We start from the raw sequence: 17817 nt of genomic DNA, 5'->3' as shown, positions 1-17817 counted from the left end.
CCCGCGCCCGCTGGCGGTCTCTCGCCGGCCGCGAAGACGGAGGCCGTCAGGTACCACCCCATCACTGCAGTAGTCATTAAATGAAGCATGCAGCCACACGGTGTGACCAAAGCCGCCAGAAGTGCCACATAGAGTAGCCTCCGTGTCATGCGAGCCGATGCGGCGCGGAACGTGGACACCATCCTGCAGACCGGCGCCCGGCTCCTCGCCCAAGACCCCAGCACGAGCATCGCGACCATCGCCGCTGAAGCGGGAATCAGCCGGCGAGTCGTCCACCGCCGCTTCACCGGTCGAGAAGCACTGCTCGACGCCGTGATCCACACCAAACTCGACGCGATCGACGCGGTACTCAGCGACGCCCGACTAGACAGCGCACCCGTCGCGGTGGCTCTGCACCGGTTCATAGAAGGCATCATCACGGTCGTTTGCCGCTACCCGATCGACCAGGACCAGATGTGCCGCGACGACGCGGCGTCCTACGCCCGAATGCTCGACCACCGGAAACGGATCGCCGCGTTCCTACAGCGGGCCATGGACCAGGGACTCATCCGCTCCGACCTGCCCGGCGGGATGGCCGAGGCCCTACTCAAGCAGATCGTCGGCCTACTCGCGCGGCAGTTCTCCGACCACGACCCCGCCCGCGCCGCCGACATCGCCGTCGACACCATTCTCAAGGGCATAGGTGACAACTGACCGGCGCCTGTCGAGACTTCAGCGCCAGTCGCCGTGACCTGGTCGACGCCATGATCAATGAGGACCGGGCTCTGCATGTGGATGCGTGCACACGGCACGTCGACTACCAGACGTGACCGAACCATCAACCGACCAGCGTGGCGCTCCTTGCATCGGCGCCCGATCCAAGCCACAGCTAGATCATGAACCTGGGCTGAAGGAGAAGTGCGCGCGTCTTGTGACATTCCGGCCGTCGAGGTGCTTATTGATGGGCTCAGTGCCCGCGAAGCTGCAACCCTTCAGCGACACCGCCCCGGGCCATCGGAAACGTCTGGGCGCCGCGAAACCTCCGACTGCCACCCACGGCACCCGACATGGACCCGGAGCACCGAAGCGATGCAGATGACCGCGCGCCGATCCTCGGCTGAGGCCCGCCGCTCGGGCACTACGAGGCCCGACTCGCCGAGGTGGAGCTCGCGGCCGCCCGCGGCGCCGACGACGTCTCGGCGCTCGCCGCAAGGCGTTGACCGCTGCCCAAACTGGCGGGCACCTGGTATCCGTCCCACGGCTGGCCGAGCCGGCAAACGATGAATCTGGTCTCGACAAGCGGACATCAATGCTGCGCGGAACCGAGGATGACTGAGCCGGGCCGTGTCACTGGTGCGGCCGCGCAGGACTACGCGGATAGGGACTCCACCCCAATTCGGGGGTAATCCCTACCTGGGTTCGGGGGCCGCCGTGGTCTCGGCGGGGGTGCGCACCATCGTCCGGAGCGTGTTCGGGAGAGGAGTGTCTCGTAGTGCGCTAGCCGGACACGCGGCGAGTGCACCGTTGAAGGAGCGGCCATGTCCACGACCGCGGTGAGCCCGTCATTGAGCCAGTTTGTGTTGGTTGCTGAGGGTGAGGCGCAGGGTTGGCGGACCCGTAAGGGCGAGCGGCTCGACCATGTTTTCGAGGAGCGTTGCGACTGGATCCGCCAGTACGGCCGGGCCGGGCACCTCGCGGTCGACTCCGACGAACTGGCCATGACCTACGACGAACTCGACTCCCGCGCCAACCAACTCGCCCGCTACCTGCGCATGCGCGGCGCGAAACCCGGCGACCGGATCGCCCTGCTGTTCGACCGCCCCGCCTACTCCTACCTCGCCATGCTCGCCGTACTGAAGATCAGCGCCGCCTACGTGCCCCTGGACGTCGGGTTCCCCTCCGACCGCATGGCCTACATCGCCGAAGACGCCCAGGTCCGGATCCTGCTGTCCATGTCACACGTCCCCGCACGCGTCGACGGCTTCGACGACATCACCGCCAACGGCGCCGAAACAATCTTCATCGACAACGCCATGCCACTGATCGCCGACATGGACTCCCGCCGACTCATCGACGCCGAACGCGGCTTCCACGTCGACCAACTCGCCTACATCATCTACACCTCCGGCTCGACCGGACGCCCCAAAGGCGTCGCCATCGACCACCCCAGCATCTGCAACTTCGTCCGCGTCGCCGCCGAGGTCTACGGCATCCGCTCCCGCGACCGCGTCTACCAAGGCCTCACCATCGCCTTCGACTTCTCCTTCGAAGAAATCTGGGTCCCCTGGATCTCCGGCGCCACCCTCGTACCCAAACCACCCGGCGGCAGCCTCCTGGGCCAAGACCTGCACGACTTCCTCACCAGCCGCGGCGTCACCGCCATGTGCTGCGTCCCCACCCTGCTCGCCACCGTCGAGGACGACCTACCCAACCTGCGGTTCCTACTCGTCTCCGGCGAAGCCTGCCCCCAAGACCTCATCGCCCGCTGGCACAAACCCGGCCGCCGCTTCCTCAACGTCTACGGCCCCACCGAAGCCACCGTCACCGCCACCTGGACCGAGGTCCACCCCGACAAACCCGTCACCATCGGCGTCCCCCTACCCACCTACTCCACCGTCATCCTCGACGCCGAAAACCCCCACAAAGCCCTCCCCCACGGCGAAACCGGCGAAATCGGCATCGCCGGCATCGGACTGGCCTGCGGCTACCTCAACCGCGACGACCTCACCGACAAAGCCTTCATCGACGACTTCCTCGGCATCCCCGCCAACCCCTCCGGACGCATCTACCGCACCGGCGACCTCGGCCGCGTCAACACCGACGGCGAAATCGAATACCAGGGCCGCATCGACCTACAGGTCAAAATCCGCGGCTACCGCATCGAACTCACCGAGATCGAGTCCGTGCTCCTGCAGATCCCGGGCATCGCCGCCGCCGTGGTCGACACGTTCAGCCCCGACCCCGAGACCAAAGAGCTCGTCGGCTACTACAGCCTGCGCACCGACACCGAGTCGGTCGACCAGGAAATGATCTACGCCCAGCTCCGCGAGCGGCTGCCCGCCTACATGGTGCCGGCCTACCTCGAGCACCTCGACGCCATCCCGATGACCCCGCAGGACAAGGCCGACCGCAAAAACCTGCCACCGCCGGGGCAGCGGACCACCCGCGCACCGCAGGGCGAGCACGTCGCCGCGGCGACGAACACCCAGCGGGTACTGGCCGAGGCGATGGCTGCCACGCTCGGTCTCGCCGACGTGTCGGTGGACAGCCACTTCTTCGACGATCTGAGCGCGAACTCCCTGCTGATGGCCCAGTTCTCGACCCGGATCCGGAAGAACGGTTCGCTGCCCCAGCTGTCCATGAAGGACATCTACCTCAATCCCACCATCCGCCAGCTCGCGGCCGCGCTCGGCGACGCGACTCCTGCCGCCAAGGTCCCTGTCGAGGTGGTGGCCAAACCGATCGTGCGGGGCAGCAGCGCGGGCTACGCGTTCTGCGGCGCCGTGCAGCTGCTGTTCTTCCTCGCCGCGAGCTACCTCAGCGCTCTGATCCTGAGCATCGGCTACGACTGGATCTCCGACGGCGTGGGATTTGTGCACGTCTTCGAGCGGGCGCTCGTGTTCGCGGCTGCCACGTTCGTCGGCCTGACCACGCTGCCGATCCTGGCGAAATGGTTGCTGATCAAGGAGTGGAGGCCTCAGGAGATCCGGCTGTGGAGCGCGGATTACCTGCGGTTCTGGCTGGTCAAGGTGCTGATCCAGACCAGTCCGATGGCTCTGTTCGCGGGTTCGCCGTTGTTCGTGTTCTACCTGCGGGCGCTAGGCGCGAAGATCGGCAAGGGCGTCACCATCCACTCCCGCAGCGTGCCGGTAGCCACCGACCTGATCACCATCGGCGACGGCACGGTGATCCGCAGGGACGCCATCTTCAGCGGCTACCGGGCGATCGAAGGCACGATCCAGATCGGCCCCATCACCCTCGGCCGCTACGTCCACGTCGGCGAGAAGACGGTGCTGGACATCGGTACCTCGATGGGCGACGGCGCCGAGCTCGGCCACTCGTCCTCGCTGCAGACCGGGCAGTCCGTACCGGCCGGCGAGACCTGGCACGGCTGCCCCGCCGAACCCGCCCAGAGCAACTACCGCACCTGCCCACCGATGGAGTGCGGGTCCGCCCGCAAGATCGTCTACAGCATTGGGCAGTTGGCGTCAGTCCTGCTCGTCGGGCCGGCCGGGTTGGCCGCGGGAATCGTCGCGCTGTCTAAGGTTCCAGCGCTCGCTACCCTGATGGCGCCCGACGACGGCACGCTGCGCAACCCCCAATTCTACCTGGTGGTCGTGCTGATTGCGGTCGTGCTGTTCGTCGGCGCGACCATCAGCGGGCTGCTCGTCATCATGACGGTGCCACGGCTGTTGAATCGGTTCATCACCCCGGACAAGGTGTACCCGCTGTACGGATTCCACTACCTCGTTCAGCAGCTGATCAGCGGCATGAGCAACTCGCGGTTCTACATGTACCTGTTCGGAGACAGCTCCGCGGTGGTGCATTTCGTCCGGGCCCTCGGTTATGACCTGGGCCAGGTAGTGCAGAGCGGGTCCAACTTCGGCACCGAGCTTCGGCACGACTCTCCGTTCCTCACCAAGATCGGTACGGGGACGATGGTCTCCGACGTTTTGTCGATCATGAACACGGACTTCTCCGGTTCATCGTTTCGGGTACGGCAAGTGACCGTCGGGGAGCACAACTATTTCGGCAACCACATCGCCTACCCAGCTGATGCCCGGGCGGGGAACAACTGCTTGCTGGCTACGAAGGTGCTCGTCCCGATTGACGGTCCGGTCCGGGAGAATGTTGGCCTGCTCGGTTCGCCGCCGTTCGAGATCCCCCGCTCGGTCGAGCGGGACAGCGAGTTCGACTACCTCAAGGAGCCGGGTGAGCTGCGCCGCCGGCTGTCGGGGAAGAACCGACACAACACGGTGACCGCCGGGATCTACCTCGCGGTGCAGGGTTTCCAGCTGGTCTGCGCCACCGTGATCGGTGCGGTTGCCTTCGCGCTCTACACGCGGTTCAGCGAGCTGGCCATCATGGCGGCACTGGTCCTCGCCCTTCTGTGCAACATCACCATCACGGTGTTGGTCGAACGCGCGGTACTCGGGTTCGGGCGCTTGCGCCCCCGGTTCTGCTCGATCTACGACCCGTACTTCTGGCGCCACGAGCGCCACTGGAAGCTGGTCGTCACACCACGCTTCCCGGGCACCCCGTTCAACCCGTTGATCTGGCGGCTGGCCGGCGTGCGAATCGGACGGCGGGTCTTCGACGACGGATGCGCCATCCCGGAGAAGACCCTGGTCAGTATCGGTGACGACGCGATCCTGAACAGTGGCTCGGTGATCCAGTGCCACTCGTTGGAGGACGGCACCTTCAAGTCCGACCACACCGCCATCGGCGCCGGCACCACCCTTGGCGTGCACGCCTTCGTGCACTACGGCGTCACCATGGGCGACGGGTCCGTGCTAGGCGCCGACTCGTTCCTGATGAAGGGGGAGGAGGTCGACGCGCACGAGTGGTGGGGTGGAAACCCAGCCAACCAGACCCCCGCCCCCCAGCCAGGTGACTGGACCGGCGGAGCAGAGGCTGAGCATGGGACCGAGGACCGGGACGGCAAACGCTCCGCCCGGGTCCTCGGCGTGGACATGGCACGGGGGCTGGCGCTGCTGGGCATGATGGCCGTGCACGTCTTTCCCACCTTCGGCGACGACGGGTCACCGACGCTGGCTACCGTTATCGCCGGCGGTCGCTCGGCCGCCACGTTCGCGTTACTCGCCGGCTTGAGCTTGTCGCTCCTCAGCGGCGGGCGCACTCCGGTGCGAGGCCAGGCACGCCTGGCCGCCTCCGCCGGCATCGCGGTCCGCGCGCTGCTGATCGGGGTGATCGGGCTCGCGCTCGGCTACACCGAACGAGCTGAAGTGATCTTGCCCTACTACGCGGTCTTGTTCCTGCTCGCGCTGCCGTTGCTGGGGCTACGCCGCAGGATTCTGGCCACCCTCGCCGCCGCGGTACTCGTGGTGTCACCGGTTGCACTGGTCTGGATCTTCGATGCGGGACTGCCCTACTTTCGGGCAACCACTAACCCGACCTTCAGCACACTGATCCACGACCCGGCCGGGCTGCTCGTCGAGTTGCTCATCAGTGGTCCCTATCCGGTCATCGCCTACCTGGCCTACCTGCTGGTCGGGTTGGCAATCGGGCGGCTCGACCTGTCCTCGATCCGGGTCGCTCGCTGGTTGTTCGGCGGCGGGCTGGCGCTTGCGGTCACCACCTGGTTCACCTCGTCGGTACTGCTGTTCCGCTTCGGTGGCGTCGCGGCGCTGCAGGGCGCGGCCGGTACCGAGACTGACCCGACCAAGGCGCTCAACGTGATCATGTGGGAGCCCATTCCGACGGACGCGCCGAACTGGTGGTGGCTGGCGCTCCGCTCGCCACACTCACACGCCACACTGGACCTGTTGCACTCACTCGGCTCAGCGGTCGCGGTACTCGGACTCGCGCTGCTGGTGTCCCGACTCCGGTTCGCCATCCGGATCCTGCGACCCCTGGCGGCGGCCGGCAGCCTGACACTCACCTTCTACTGCGCACATCTGCTCGTGCTCGCCACCGGGGTGCAGACGGACAACCTCGGACTCCTGTACTTCGAGATGGTGGCCGGCGTCCTCGCGCTCGGAACATTGCTGCGACTTACCGTCGGGCAGGGCCCGCTGGAGTGGCTTGTGAGCTTCGCGGCCGGGCGCACCCGGCGGGCTGTCGCCACCAGGCTCGGCGCCAGAGTCCCGACTAGATCCAGCGCTCTTGTGGCGAACACGCCCGGGCTCGCACCACCGCCGGCGTCTCGGGCCAACAACCGGCCGGTCACAACACAGACATGGGCGCCGCAGCGCTCATCGGCGCCCGGCTACCCTCAGCCCGGGTGTTCCCGGCCAGGTCAGACAATCGCCGCCGGCCGTCTCACCGCGCCCCCGCGCCCGCCGGCACCCTTCCAACCCCTCCTGCCATCCCGGCGGCTCGCGCCGGGCTATCACTCGGCGCCCGGGCAGCGACACGCTTCGACCGGCCAAGGCCCGGCAAGCAGGCCCGCTTCAACCATGGGCCCTGCCTCGGTCGAGGCGCGAGACATATCGACGCTGCTCAACCGAATCGAGCAGATCGAGCAGATGCTGCAGAGGATCGAGGAGCGCACCAGGCCCGATGACCTGACTGACCCAGCACCCATTCGCCGCGGCCGCCCCCGACCATGAGCCTGGCGACGCGAGAAGATCCAGGCTCGCCCATGACAATGAGCGACCGCCTATTCGAGCGCGTTCTCCGGTTCGTTCTGCCTGGTAAAAGCGCTCTTGCCGAGCCAGCTGAACCGACCTGATCACACGCGAATGAGACTTGGAGTGAGACTGACGTAGCTGCGGCCGTCAGCAAAGGTCACGACGTGGTGGGCGTTCCCACCGCACTGCTCACCTCGTCGGACTCAGGTAGTTCAGCGGTGGGAAACGCTCGGGCTCGTCGTGTTCGAAGATCGACAGGGCGCGAGCCCACGATCTTCGGATCGGGCGTCCCGACGATCTCCGGGTCCTTGCCCGGATAGTCGAAGAGGCTCAGCACGTAGCGCATGGCCTCGACCCGGGCGCGCTTCTTGTCATTGCTCTTGATCAAGGTCCAGAGGGCGTCGGCGGTGTCTGTGTAGAACAGCGTCGCCTCCTTGGCCTCGGTGTACTCGTCCCACTTGTCGAGCGAGGCCAGGTCGGTCGGACTGAGTTTCCACTGCAGAACGGGGTCGATCGGCGGATCACGAAGCGGGTCAGCTGTTCGCTACACGACCGAGAACCGCTTGTGATCGGGGTGATCGCGGGGTTGGCCGCGCAGGGCGACTGGCAGACCGCGCAGATGTTCCTGCACTCGACACCGTTCGGCACCGCCGACCCGGTGTTCGGGATGGATGTCGGGTTCTACGCCTTCCAGCTGCCGTTCTACCGCTGGGTGCTGGACCTGATGTTCGTCGCGGTGGCGTTGTGCTTCGTGGCGTCGCTGATCACGCACTACATCTTCGGCGGGGTGCGCCTGGCCGGGCGGGCCGGTCAGGTCTCGGTCGCCGCGCGGGCCCAGCTGGCGGTGTTGGCCGGGGTCTTCGTGCTGCTCAAGGCGGTGGCCTACTGGTTGGACCGGTACTCCACGCTGTTGTCCTCCTCCAGTGACAACGGTGGGGTGTTCAGCGGCGCGAGCTACACCGACTTGAACGCGGTGATCCCCGCCAAGATCATCCTGTTGTTCATCTCGCTGATCTGCGCGGCGGCGTTCTTCGCCGCGGTGTTCCGGCACAACCTGCAGCTGCCGTCGATCGCGATCGCGCTGCTGGTGCTGTCCAGCGTGCTGATCGGGGCCGCCTGGCCGGCCGTCCTGGAGCAGTTCGTGGTCCGGCCGAACGCGAACGTGCGCGAGGCGATAGAGGACCCGGCCGCCGTCCTGGGCTCCGCCGGGATTGTCGGCCTGTTGGGAGGACCCGGCCTGGAAACGCACCGTCTGGCCTTGAAACGGTGGCGGGATCGGTGTCACGACCTAGACCGTGCCCGCGGTGAACAGCCGGTGACCGCGCACCGCCGCGGCAGCAACCGAATCGACGCAACGAACATTGCACGGTCAGCCCAATCCAATATGTGGCTGACCGCGGCCGACACGCTGCGCCGTATCGCCCACCTCGGCGAACAAACCGGACGGGTGTCCACCCCCTGGAGAACCTCAACCTCGCGGTCGACCACCCCGGCACCCCGTTCGCCCGGGCCGCCGCCACACTCGCCCTGTGCGCGCGGTGGACAGCCCGAACCTGCGGATGAACCTCGACCTCTACCAGGCCCAGATCGGCGAGGGGAACCTCATCGAACTCCTCCGCAAAGGCTGCCTACATCCTTGTCCGTCGAGGGTGGGGTGTGGTGGACGCGGCCGGGCTGGATTTCGCTACGACCGCGGCCCGGTCGGTCTTACCGTGATCGCACGCGACCTCGGCTACGGTCCGCTGTTGCTAATCGCCACGAACTCTGAGCACACCCGAGGACACACAAAGGGGGTCTGACCCGAGAACTGTGATTGTTGTGTTGGATTGGCCGTTGCTGACTGGCGCAATTCCGATGTTCGTGACCGCGCTGGGCGGCGCCGCGCTGCTGATGCTTCTGGTGGGCCGCTGGGATCGGCCGTGGTGGTCACGCTCGGTGCCGCTGGTGGTCCTCGGTGCCACGGCCGGTGTGGGTATCGCCGCGCTCGCGGTCAGCATTGTACGGCCGTTCCCCGACCGGCTGCCGGCTGCGGTGTGGGGTTCGCTCGGGTGCGCGTTGGCCGCGGTGGGGCTGGGCGCGGCTCAGAGCTGGTGGGCGACGTGGCGGCGTCGTGCGCTGGTTTGTCTCGCCGCCGCGTGCGTGATCGTGGCGGCGGGGAATCAGGTCAATGGTTATTTCGGTGAGTTCCCGACGTTGCGGTCCGCGTTGGGCCTGCGGCAGACAGATCAGATCGACTTTGCCCAGGTCTCGCCACGGCAGCCGACATTGATCTCCCGGCCACCCCAGCGGCCGCTGTCGCTGATATGGCGGCCACCGCCGGGAATGCCGCGATCAGGTGCGGTCTCCGAGGTGAGGATCCCGGCGCCGGTGTCGGGCTTTCACCCGCGGACCGGCTGGGTGTACCTGCCTCCGGCCTATCTGAGCATTCCTCGGGCGCGGCTACCGGTATTGGTACTGCTTGGTGGTCAGCCGGGGTCGGCCCGGGACTGGCTCGATGGTGGGCGCCTAGCAGTGATGATGGACCGCTTCACCGCCGCCCACTCAGGCCTGGCCCCGGTGGTGATCATGCCGGACATGCTCGGTGGGACGCTGGCTAACCCGCTGTGTATGGACTCCCGCCTGGGCAACGTCCAGACCTACCTGAGCGTCGATGTCCCGGCCTGGATCCGGGCCAATCTGCAAATCGATTCCGAGCCGAGCGGTTGGGCCGTCGCGGGATTCTCCGGTGGCGGGACCTGCGCACTGCAACTGGCCGTGAACACACCGACGGTCTACCCGACGTTTCTCGACATCTCCGGACAAGCTGAACCCACGTTCGGCGACCGAGCCCGCACGATCGCGGCCACGTTCGGCGGTGACGGCGCCGCGTTCGCGGCGGTCAATCCCTTGGATGTCTTGGCCAGGCGCCGTTACCCGAGTACTGCCGGTACGATCGTCGTCGGCCGTGATGACGCTATGTACCGGCCGCAAGCTCAGCTGGTCGACCGGGCCGCGCGGTACGCCGGCATGCGGATCGAGTACCACGAACTAGCGGGCGCACATAACTGGCGCGTCTGGGCCCCCGGACTGGAGACCTCACTGCCATGGCTGGCCGCTCGGCTACACCTGACCGCCCCATGACGGCCGCCCCGCGACCACTGACCCGGGCTGGCGCCGCTGCGCCAGGGGGCGCGGTTGTTGCGTCGCGCCCCGGTCACCATCGGTGTGACTGTCGCTGTGGCGCCGGCGGAGTGGTCGCCGCTACCGGACAGACCACGAACGACATGGACCTGATCGAGGCAGTGATGAAGCTCGCTACCGAGCCGGGTTACGTGCTGGCCGGCGTGCCGGAGCAGGTGTGGCGGCGACGCACCCGCCCCGCCCACCAGTGTTCGGGGGCGCCACGTGGGGGGTTGGCATATGCCCCCACCGTACGGTTTACGACATCCGTCACAAATGGTCGCCGCGGCCGCTCAGCGGTATGAACGGCATTGTCGGCGCCTCGTCCGATGACGCTGTCAAGCGGCTCCACAGCAGGGAACTGCTCGCGTAACCGGATGCGGACCGCCTCTCATCGCCTACACACATTCCGCAGGGACAATGGAAACCATTCAGAAGCGGGACCAGGAAGAGGTGGACATGGCCGGCTACAACGGGCCAGCCACGATCGTTTCCCGGCGGGGCGAGATCGACGTGACGGTGAACCTGCGATCAAGGACCGACCCTGAGGGTTGCCCAACCTGGACCGGGCATCTCGACCGCTGTGACCGTAGCCAGCTACGCGAGGCCATGAACGGAATGAGCGTCCACGGTCTGATCATCCGGTTCCCGGACGGCGGCGAGGGCAACTTCATGCCCAGCCCCGAGACGACCTGGTCAACCTGCAGCATCAGCATCCGTGGTTTCATGCGCGGCGCTGGAGACTCGGGCGCTGCAGCTGCGATTGAGGTAGTTGCGGGTGACCCCGCCGCGGCCGTACAGCTGCCGTACCCGCGGCAGCCCACCGACGACCAGCGGCGTCACTCACCGCCGTTTCAGTCCTACTCCAACACGGTGACCTGCGACGATGCTGCCACGTGTGTCCAGATCAGGCATTCAGCTGCGGAACGCAGGGCCGAGGGGCCGCCCCTGAGCACACGGACATCCCGTTCGAAATGGCGGGTCTGGCTCGGAGCACCAGATGACCACCGCCTGTTCCGATCTCCGCGCCCATCCTCCGGTGCCGGTAGACACGCCGAACATGGGAACGAAGCAACCGAAGGATGTCACCGCGCGGCCGCGAGTCCACGCAAGCGAGTCACCACTCGTGAGGCGGGTAGGTAAATCACAGAAGCGTTCAGGTAAGTGGGATGTCAAAGAAATCCGTACTAACCCGAAACGATCTCTCTGGCAATTTGTCGTGATGCGGCGTGTCGGATTGGTTGCACCACGGGTGGTGGTAAAAGGTGGTTTTCATGAAGAATGTATTGACGTTGGTGTCGGTGGCCGTTGTACTGGTGTTCTCGCTGGCCGGGTGCGGTTCGAAGTCGGCTAGCTCCCCTAACAACTCCTCGAAGTCCTCCTCGAGTGCCTCCGCCTCCGCGAAGAACTGTGCCGCCGGGTACACGGCGGCGACGATCAATGGCCAGGCCAAGTGTCTTCAGCCAGGGCAGGAGTGCCAGCAGGCGCAGGCCAGTTCCTACAAGCAGTACGGCTTCACCTGCACGAAGGTCAACAACCGCTACGTGCTGCAGAAGAAGTAGAACCCGTGGGTGGTGGGCCAGCGTCCCCACCACACCACCACCTCCACGGCCGAACAGTTGAGCGAGGGAACCCGTCGCTGCACTACAGGGCTCCACCACGTATAGAGCGCACCTCCGTGAAACGACACGGCGACAGCAACCACGGCAGTGCCCGGCCGAGGCCTAAACCTGAATCCGGGGAGCGACCTGCCTAGGTGATCTTGGTCGCCGGAAGTCCGGTTTGTTGATCTAGGTTCTGCTGTGGGGCGTGGGTGATTCGGTGGTCTGCCCAGCTTTTCCACTGGTGGGTCGGTTGTCGGGGTGGTGTGGTCAGGCCGGTGTTGGTGGGCTGTGGTTGGTGGTGGCCTGCCAGAGCCGCAGCCATGCTGGGGCCCAGGGCCATCGGCTGGGTAGGTGCAGGATTGGTGTGCGAGCGGGTCGGGCCAGTCGGGCTGGGACGGTGATGATCTGTCGTCGCAGGGTGGCGCCGCGGGCGACGGCGTGGCGTTCGCCGGCCAGGGTGCCGGCGGCGTGCAGCAGGTTGTGCGCGATCGCGGCGCAGAGCACCCAGGCGGAGTTCGCGCCGAACCGCCCGGAGGGCATGTGGGCCAGAGGTCCGTCGATCAGGTCTGCGAACACGGTTTCGATGATCGCGTGGCGGCGGTGGACGATGTCGGCCTCGACGGTGGGCAGGTCTGTGTTGGTGAAGAAGGGGTGGTAGCGCCAGACCGGGAACAAGGCGTCGGGGCAGCGGGCGTCTTTGACTCGGCGCACGACCAGTCGGGCGGTGATCCGATCCTTGGTGGAGGCGAACGCGGTGTAGGGCACTTCGGCGACTTCGGCGTCGGAGATCCAGGCGCCGGTGTCGGGGTCTTGGACGGCGCCTGGGTAGCGCACCGGAGTCCACTGGTCTTCGGCGATGGAGTCGATAGCTCGGCTGATGGCCGCGTTCTTGGTCATCACGAGGGAGAACTGGGCTTTGCCGCGTCGGCAGGCGCGTACCACGGCGCGGTTGCCGAACGCGGAGTCGCCGCGCACGAGGATGTTGGCGTCCGCGCTCATGGCGCGGGTGGTGGCGATGGCCTGAGCGATCATCCGCCCGGCGCCCTTGCCCGAGCCGGTCTTGCCTGCCCGTAGCCGCATCCCGGCGATCACCGGTGCGCTGGTGGGAGTGCTGATCGTGGTGGCCAGCGGCGACAGCCCTTTGCGCAGTACCTGCTTCCCGGAGACCTTGGTGTGGCCGTAGGAGGCGCCTTGTTTGGCGTGGCCATAGACCGGTCGTAGGAGCGAGTCGATGTCGATGAACGCCTGCTGGTCGATGCCGGCCAGTAGCTCGGTGCGTGCGGCCAAGCCGATCAGGTGCTCGCGCTGCACCGACTCCAGTTGGCGGGCATGTCCGAAGCTGAACTCGCGTAGCAGGGTGCCCAGTGTCGAGGGTGCGTAGACGTGGTCGACCACGATCGGTATTCCGCCAGCGCGCAGCACGTTCAGGTCATCGATGCTGTCCGCGCCGACGCACATCCCCGCGATCACTGTGAGCAGCTTGGGTGCCGGGTTCGCCGACCCGGACTTGATCCGCGGTGTCTTGATCGACACCTTCTCGGCGATGATCTCCGGCAGCCGGGTCTGCTCGGCCAGCCCCAGCAGCGGCACCAGCCCCGCATAGGACACCAAATTGTCCTCGTCGAAGCGCGCGGACATGGCGGTGAACCTATGGGAGACTCGCACTGAAAGTGCCTCTCTCGAGTTCGGATCTTCGGTGCCTAGGAACACCCATTATCCCAGCTCAGGAGGCACTTTCGTCATTCACACGCTGCTCTCCGACGCAGCTCGTCTGCGGATCCAGGCTAAAGTCTGAGTGGGCTTCCCTGTCTATCGGGGTAGTGGGATAGCCGCCCGGTGGGTAGTCAGACACACTGGCTAGGTTGGGCGACGATTTCGGAGTGTGTCTCGTGGCGATGACGCCCCCCACTGGGGCTCCCGCGCTGTCCCGGCGGACCCGGATCCTGCTTGTCGTCGGCGGTGTCGCGCTGGTCGCCTTACTGGCCGGCTCCCGGTTGCTGGACTACTACGTCAACTGGTTGTGGTTCGGCGAGGTCGGCTACCGGCAGGTGTTCAGCACGATCGTGTTGACCCGGATCGTGCAGTTCGTGCTGGTGGCGGTGGTGTTCGCGGTGCTGCTCGCGGCGACGCTGGCGGTGGCTTTCCGGTCCCGGCCGGTGTTCGTGCCGGTGAGCGGCCCGGAGGACCCGGTTGCCCGGTACCGGACGGTGATCATCCAGCGGTTGCGGGTGTTCGCCATCGGGGTGCCGTTGGTGATCGGGGTGATCGCGGGGTTGGCCGCGCAGGGCGACTGGCAGACCGCGCAGATGTTCCTGCACTCGACACCGTTCGGCACGGTCGACCCGGTGTTCGGGATGGATGTCGGGTTCTACGCCTTCCAGCTGCCGTTCTACCGCTGGGTGCTGGACCTGATGTTCGTCGCGGTGGCGTTGTGCTTCGTGGCGTCGCTGATCACGCACTACATCTTCGGCGGGGTGCGCCTGGCCGGGCGGGCCGGTCAGGTCTCGGTCGCCGCGCGGGCCCAGCTGGCGGTGTTGGCCGGGGTCTTCGTGCTGCTCAAGGCGGTGGCCTACTGGTTGGACCGGTACTCCACGCTGTTGTCCTCCTCCAGTGACAACGGTGGGGTGTTCAGCGGCGCGAGCTACACCGACTTGAACGCGGTGATCCCCGCCAAGATCATCCTGTTGTTCATCTCGCTGATCTGCGCGGCGGCGTTCTTCGCCGCGGTGTTCCGGCACAACCTGCAGCTGCCGTCGATCGCGATCGCGCTGCTGGTGCTGTCCAGCGTGCTGATCGGCGCCGCCTGGCCGGCCGTCCTGCAACAGTTCGTGGTCAAGCCGAACGCGAACGTGCGCGAGGCGATACCGATCCAGCGCAACATCGAGGCGACCCAGGCCGCCTACGGGCTCACCCCGGACAAGGTCAAGTACATCGCTTACTCGGGCCGGACGGATGCGACTCCCGCGCAGGTGGGCGCCGACACCGCGACGATCTCCAACCTGCGACTGCTCGACCCCAGCAAGCTGGCCAAGACCTTCACCCAGCTCGAACAGCGCAAGAACTTCTACGGCTTCCCCCAGCAACTGAACATCGACCGCTACAAAGTGAACGGCCAGGTCCGTGACTATGTCGTCGCGGCACGTGAGCTAGACACGAGCGCCCTGACCGGCAACCAGACCAACTGGATCAACCAGCACATGGTCTACACCCACGGCAACGGGTTCGTCGCCGCACCGGCCAACCAGGTCAACTCCGCACTCGACGCCGCCGCCGGCCAGGGGGGTTACCCGAACTTCACCGTCAGCGACACGACCACCAAGGGCGACATCCCGGTCAGCCAGCCCCGTATCTACTACGGGCGCCTGATCACCGACTACTCCATCGTCGGCGCCGCACCGGGCGTCCCACCCCGCGAGTACGACAGCGACACCGACCAGATCACCTACGACGGCAAGGGCGGGGTGCCGCTGGGCAACCTGTTCAACCGCCTGGTGTTCGCTATGTCCTACGGCGAACAGAACATCCTGTTCAACGGCTCGATCAACGCCAACTCGAAGATCCTGTTCGTGCGGAACCCCAGGGACCGGGTCGCACAGGTGGTGCCCTGGCTGACCCTGGACCGCGACCCCTACCCCGCGGTGGTGGGCGGCCGGATCCAGTGGATCGTCGACGGCTACACCACACTGGAGAACTATCCCTACGCTGAGCACATCGCCCTGGGTGACGCCACCGCCGACACACTGCCGGGCGTGCCACGCCTGCCGAACAAGAGCGTCAGCTACCTGCGCAACTCAGTCAAGGCGACCGTGGACGCCTACGACGGCACCGTGAACCTCTACGCCTTCGACGACAAAGACCCGGTGCTCAAGACCTGGACGAAGGCCTTCCCCGGCACGATCAGACCGACCAGCGACATCAGCCCCGACCTGCGGGCGCACTTCCGCTACCCGCAGGACCAGTTCGAGGTTCAGCGCGAGCTGCTCGCCCGGTATCACGTGAACAACCCGGCCGAGTTCTTCTCCACCGTTTCCTTCTGGAATGTTCCGTCCGACCCGACGGCGGCCGCAAGCGGGCCGAACCCAACTCTCCAGCCGCCCTATTATGTGCTGGCCGGACTGCCCGGGCAGCAGGGTGCGAGTTTCCAGCTGACCAGCCCACTGGTCAGTTTGCAGCGACCGTTCCTCGCCGCCTACGTCTCAGCCAGCTCGGATCCCGGCAGCTACGGCCACATCACGGTACTGCAGTTACCCACGGACACCCAGACGCCCGGACCGCAACAGGCGCAGAACCAGTTCGTGTCGCTACCTCAGGTGAGCCAACAGCTCAACCTGCTCAAACAAAATCAAACAACGATTGATTATGGCAACCTGCTGACCCTACCGGTGGCCGGCGGCCTGCTCTACGTGGAACCGATCTATATCGAGCGGGCCAACCAGGAGTCGTCGTTCCCGCAATTGGCCAGGGTGTTGGTCAGCTTCGGCGGTAAAATTGGCTACGACGCGCGGCTGGACGTCGCGCTGAACCAGGTCTTCGGTCCCGGCGCAGCGACTCAGCTGAGCCCGACTCCGACCGCTGGTAGCCCCGCACCCCCAGCCGGCGCAACATCAACGCCCGGACCGCTCCACGGCGCCATATCGGATATCAACGCCGCCCTGGACCGGCTGCGCGCGGCCCAGCAGTCAGGCGATTTCACCGGACAAGGCAATGCCCTAGCCGATCTGGACAAAGCCATCAAACAATTCCGGACCGCCACCAACGCCCCACCCGCCACCCACTGACCGAAACGGACGCCGTGGGGTGCTGATGAAGCTGGAACTGGCGGTGGGGCTGGCCCCGCTTGTGCGGGGCGACGGGCTGCTGCCTGCCGCGTAGCGGTGCCCAGTGCCGGTCACAGAGACACCGCTCAGGGTTCCGGGGCGGGATGTGCCCGGGTTACTGTGGGAGGGGCGACCGCGGTGCTAGCGCGGGCCGGGCGCCCAAGGGTGCCGCCGCCGGCCCCCGAACCCGCCACCCAGCGAGCAAGAAGGCCGCCTGACTCCGAGTCAAGGGTTTCTTTGCAAGCTTAGAGTGGACTGGTTGTGAGTGGTTATTTCGTGGCGCGGTGGGCCGTTACGGTAGCGGCGACAGCAACTCGATTGCCGTGCGTTATCAGTCACTTAATCTAGCGCACACTGTTGGCCTCGCTGACTTGATCACGTATTGCACCACGTTGGGCATGGACGGTCGACTCACGCTTGCGTAACTCGCACGGATTCTCCCGCTGGGTCGGGCGGACAAAAATAGTTTAGTTCTCTGAGAAGTCGTATCCAGAGGATGCCCAACTCGTTGGTTGTTCATATGCGCGGGTCGCTGCGGGCTCGCGGCGTGTGCGCCAACCGACGGGAAACCTTACATGTTGAAGAAAATCATCATCGCTAGCGTGGCCGCCGCTATAGCGACGCTTGGTGCTGCGGGCATTGCCTACGCCGATACTGGTAGCCACATCAACCGCCATGCTAGTCGCCACAGTGCCCATCCGAGCTTGGACAACAGCACTGACAACAGCACTGACAGCAACAGTGACAGCAGTGACAGCAACAGTGACAGCAGTGACAGCAGCAGTGACAGCAGTGACAGCAGTACTGATAGCAGCGGCAACGGCACTGATAACAGCGATAACGGATACAACAACAACCGCAGCGGCAGCGGCAACTTGCTCGGCAGCCTGTGATGCGATGGCAGGACCCGGCTTCGAATCCGTCTCACACACCAGTCGCGAATAT

The 17817-nt window shown here is 66.0% G+C and carries 9 protein-coding genes and 1 pseudogene; 8 read left to right on the top strand and 2 right to left on the bottom strand.

What is annotated here, in order from left to right; all coding sequences use genetic code 11:
• Positions 1 to 147: 147 nt before the first annotated feature.
• Entirely contained in the window at positions 148 to 693 is a 546-nt protein-coding gene (locus ACTXG6_RS33585; RefSeq protein WP_445183400.1) for a TetR/AcrR family transcriptional regulator, read from the top strand.
• 824 nt (positions 694 to 1517) lie between these two features.
• Complete coding sequence (locus ACTXG6_RS33580; protein ID WP_445183399.1) at positions 1518 to 7271, top strand: Pls/PosA family non-ribosomal peptide synthetase; 5754 nt, start codon at positions 1518 to 1520, stop codon at positions 7269 to 7271.
• 178 nt (positions 7272 to 7449) lie between these two features.
• On the opposite strand, the gene ACTXG6_RS33575 is transcribed toward ACTXG6_RS33580, so the two are convergent.
• Entirely contained in the window at positions 7450 to 7767 is a 318-nt protein-coding gene (locus ACTXG6_RS33575; protein ID WP_445190165.1) for a hypothetical protein, read from the bottom strand.
• A gap of 84 nt (positions 7768 to 7851) precedes the next feature.
• On the opposite strand from ACTXG6_RS33575, the pseudogene ACTXG6_RS33570 reads away from it, so the two are divergent.
• The 4 genes and pseudogenes from ACTXG6_RS33570 to ACTXG6_RS33555 form a co-directional block, all read left to right on the top strand.
• Positions 7852 to 8469, top strand: a pseudogene (locus ACTXG6_RS33570) (UPF0182 family protein); the annotation flags it as partial.
• A gap of 887 nt (positions 8470 to 9356) precedes the next feature.
• The gene (locus tag ACTXG6_RS33565) at positions 9357 to 10412 is read left to right on the top strand and encodes an alpha/beta hydrolase (RefSeq protein WP_445190164.1); all 1056 of its coding nucleotides are present in this window, start codon (positions 9357 to 9359) and stop codon (positions 10410 to 10412) included.
• Between the two features lie 459 nt (positions 10413 to 10871).
• Positions 10872 to 11594, top strand: coding sequence for a DUF4873 domain-containing protein (locus ACTXG6_RS33560; protein WP_445183398.1), 723 nt, complete (start codon positions 10872 to 10874; stop codon positions 11592 to 11594).
• Between the two features lie 131 nt (positions 11595 to 11725).
• A complete protein-coding gene (locus tag ACTXG6_RS33555; protein WP_445183397.1) occupies positions 11726 to 12013 on the top strand; it encodes a hypothetical protein in 288 nt (95 codons plus the stop codon).
• 309 nt (positions 12014 to 12322) lie between these two features.
• Here ACTXG6_RS33555 and ACTXG6_RS33550 read toward each other — a convergent pair whose 3' ends face one another.
• Positions 12323 to 13720 (bottom strand): IS1380 family transposase, encoded by a 1398-nt coding sequence (locus ACTXG6_RS33550; RefSeq protein WP_445183396.1) that lies wholly within the window; start codon positions 13718 to 13720, stop codon positions 12323 to 12325.
• 230 nt (positions 13721 to 13950) lie between these two features.
• On the opposite strand from ACTXG6_RS33550, the gene ACTXG6_RS33545 reads away from it, so the two are divergent.
• Positions 13951 to 16833, top strand: a complete 2883-nt coding sequence (locus ACTXG6_RS33545) for a UPF0182 family protein (protein WP_445183395.1) — start codon at positions 13951 to 13953, stop codon at positions 16831 to 16833.
• A 614-nt stretch (positions 16834 to 17447) separates the two neighbouring features.
• Positions 17448 to 17765 carry a hypothetical protein gene (locus ACTXG6_RS33540; protein ID WP_445183394.1) on the top strand — a complete coding sequence of 106 codons (318 nt, stop codon included), beginning with the start codon at positions 17448 to 17450 and terminating at the stop codon, positions 17763 to 17765.
• The last annotated feature ends 52 nt before the right edge of the window (positions 17766 to 17817 follow it).

This window comes from Pseudonocardia sp. Cha107L01, from assembly GCF_052566575.1.
This window is presented reverse-complemented; position numbering and strand designations above follow the sequence as displayed.

Coding starts and splice junctions, on each gene's coding strand:
- ACTXG6_RS33580 (WP_445183399.1), top strand. CDS start 1,518: ATGTCCACGACCGCGGTGAGCCCGTCATTGAGCCAGTTTGTGTTGGTT.
- ACTXG6_RS33585 (WP_445183400.1), top strand. CDS start 148: ATGCGAGCCGATGCGGCGCGGAACGTGGACACCATCCTGCAGACCGGC.
- ACTXG6_RS33540 (WP_445183394.1), top strand. CDS start 17,448: ATGTTGAAGAAAATCATCATCGCTAGCGTGGCCGCCGCTATAGCGACG.
- ACTXG6_RS33545 (WP_445183395.1), top strand. CDS start 13,951: ATGACGCCCCCCACTGGGGCTCCCGCGCTGTCCCGGCGGACCCGGATC.
- ACTXG6_RS33555 (WP_445183397.1), top strand. CDS start 11,726: ATGAAGAATGTATTGACGTTGGTGTCGGTGGCCGTTGTACTGGTGTTC.
- ACTXG6_RS33560 (WP_445183398.1), top strand. CDS start 10,872: ATGGAAACCATTCAGAAGCGGGACCAGGAAGAGGTGGACATGGCCGGC.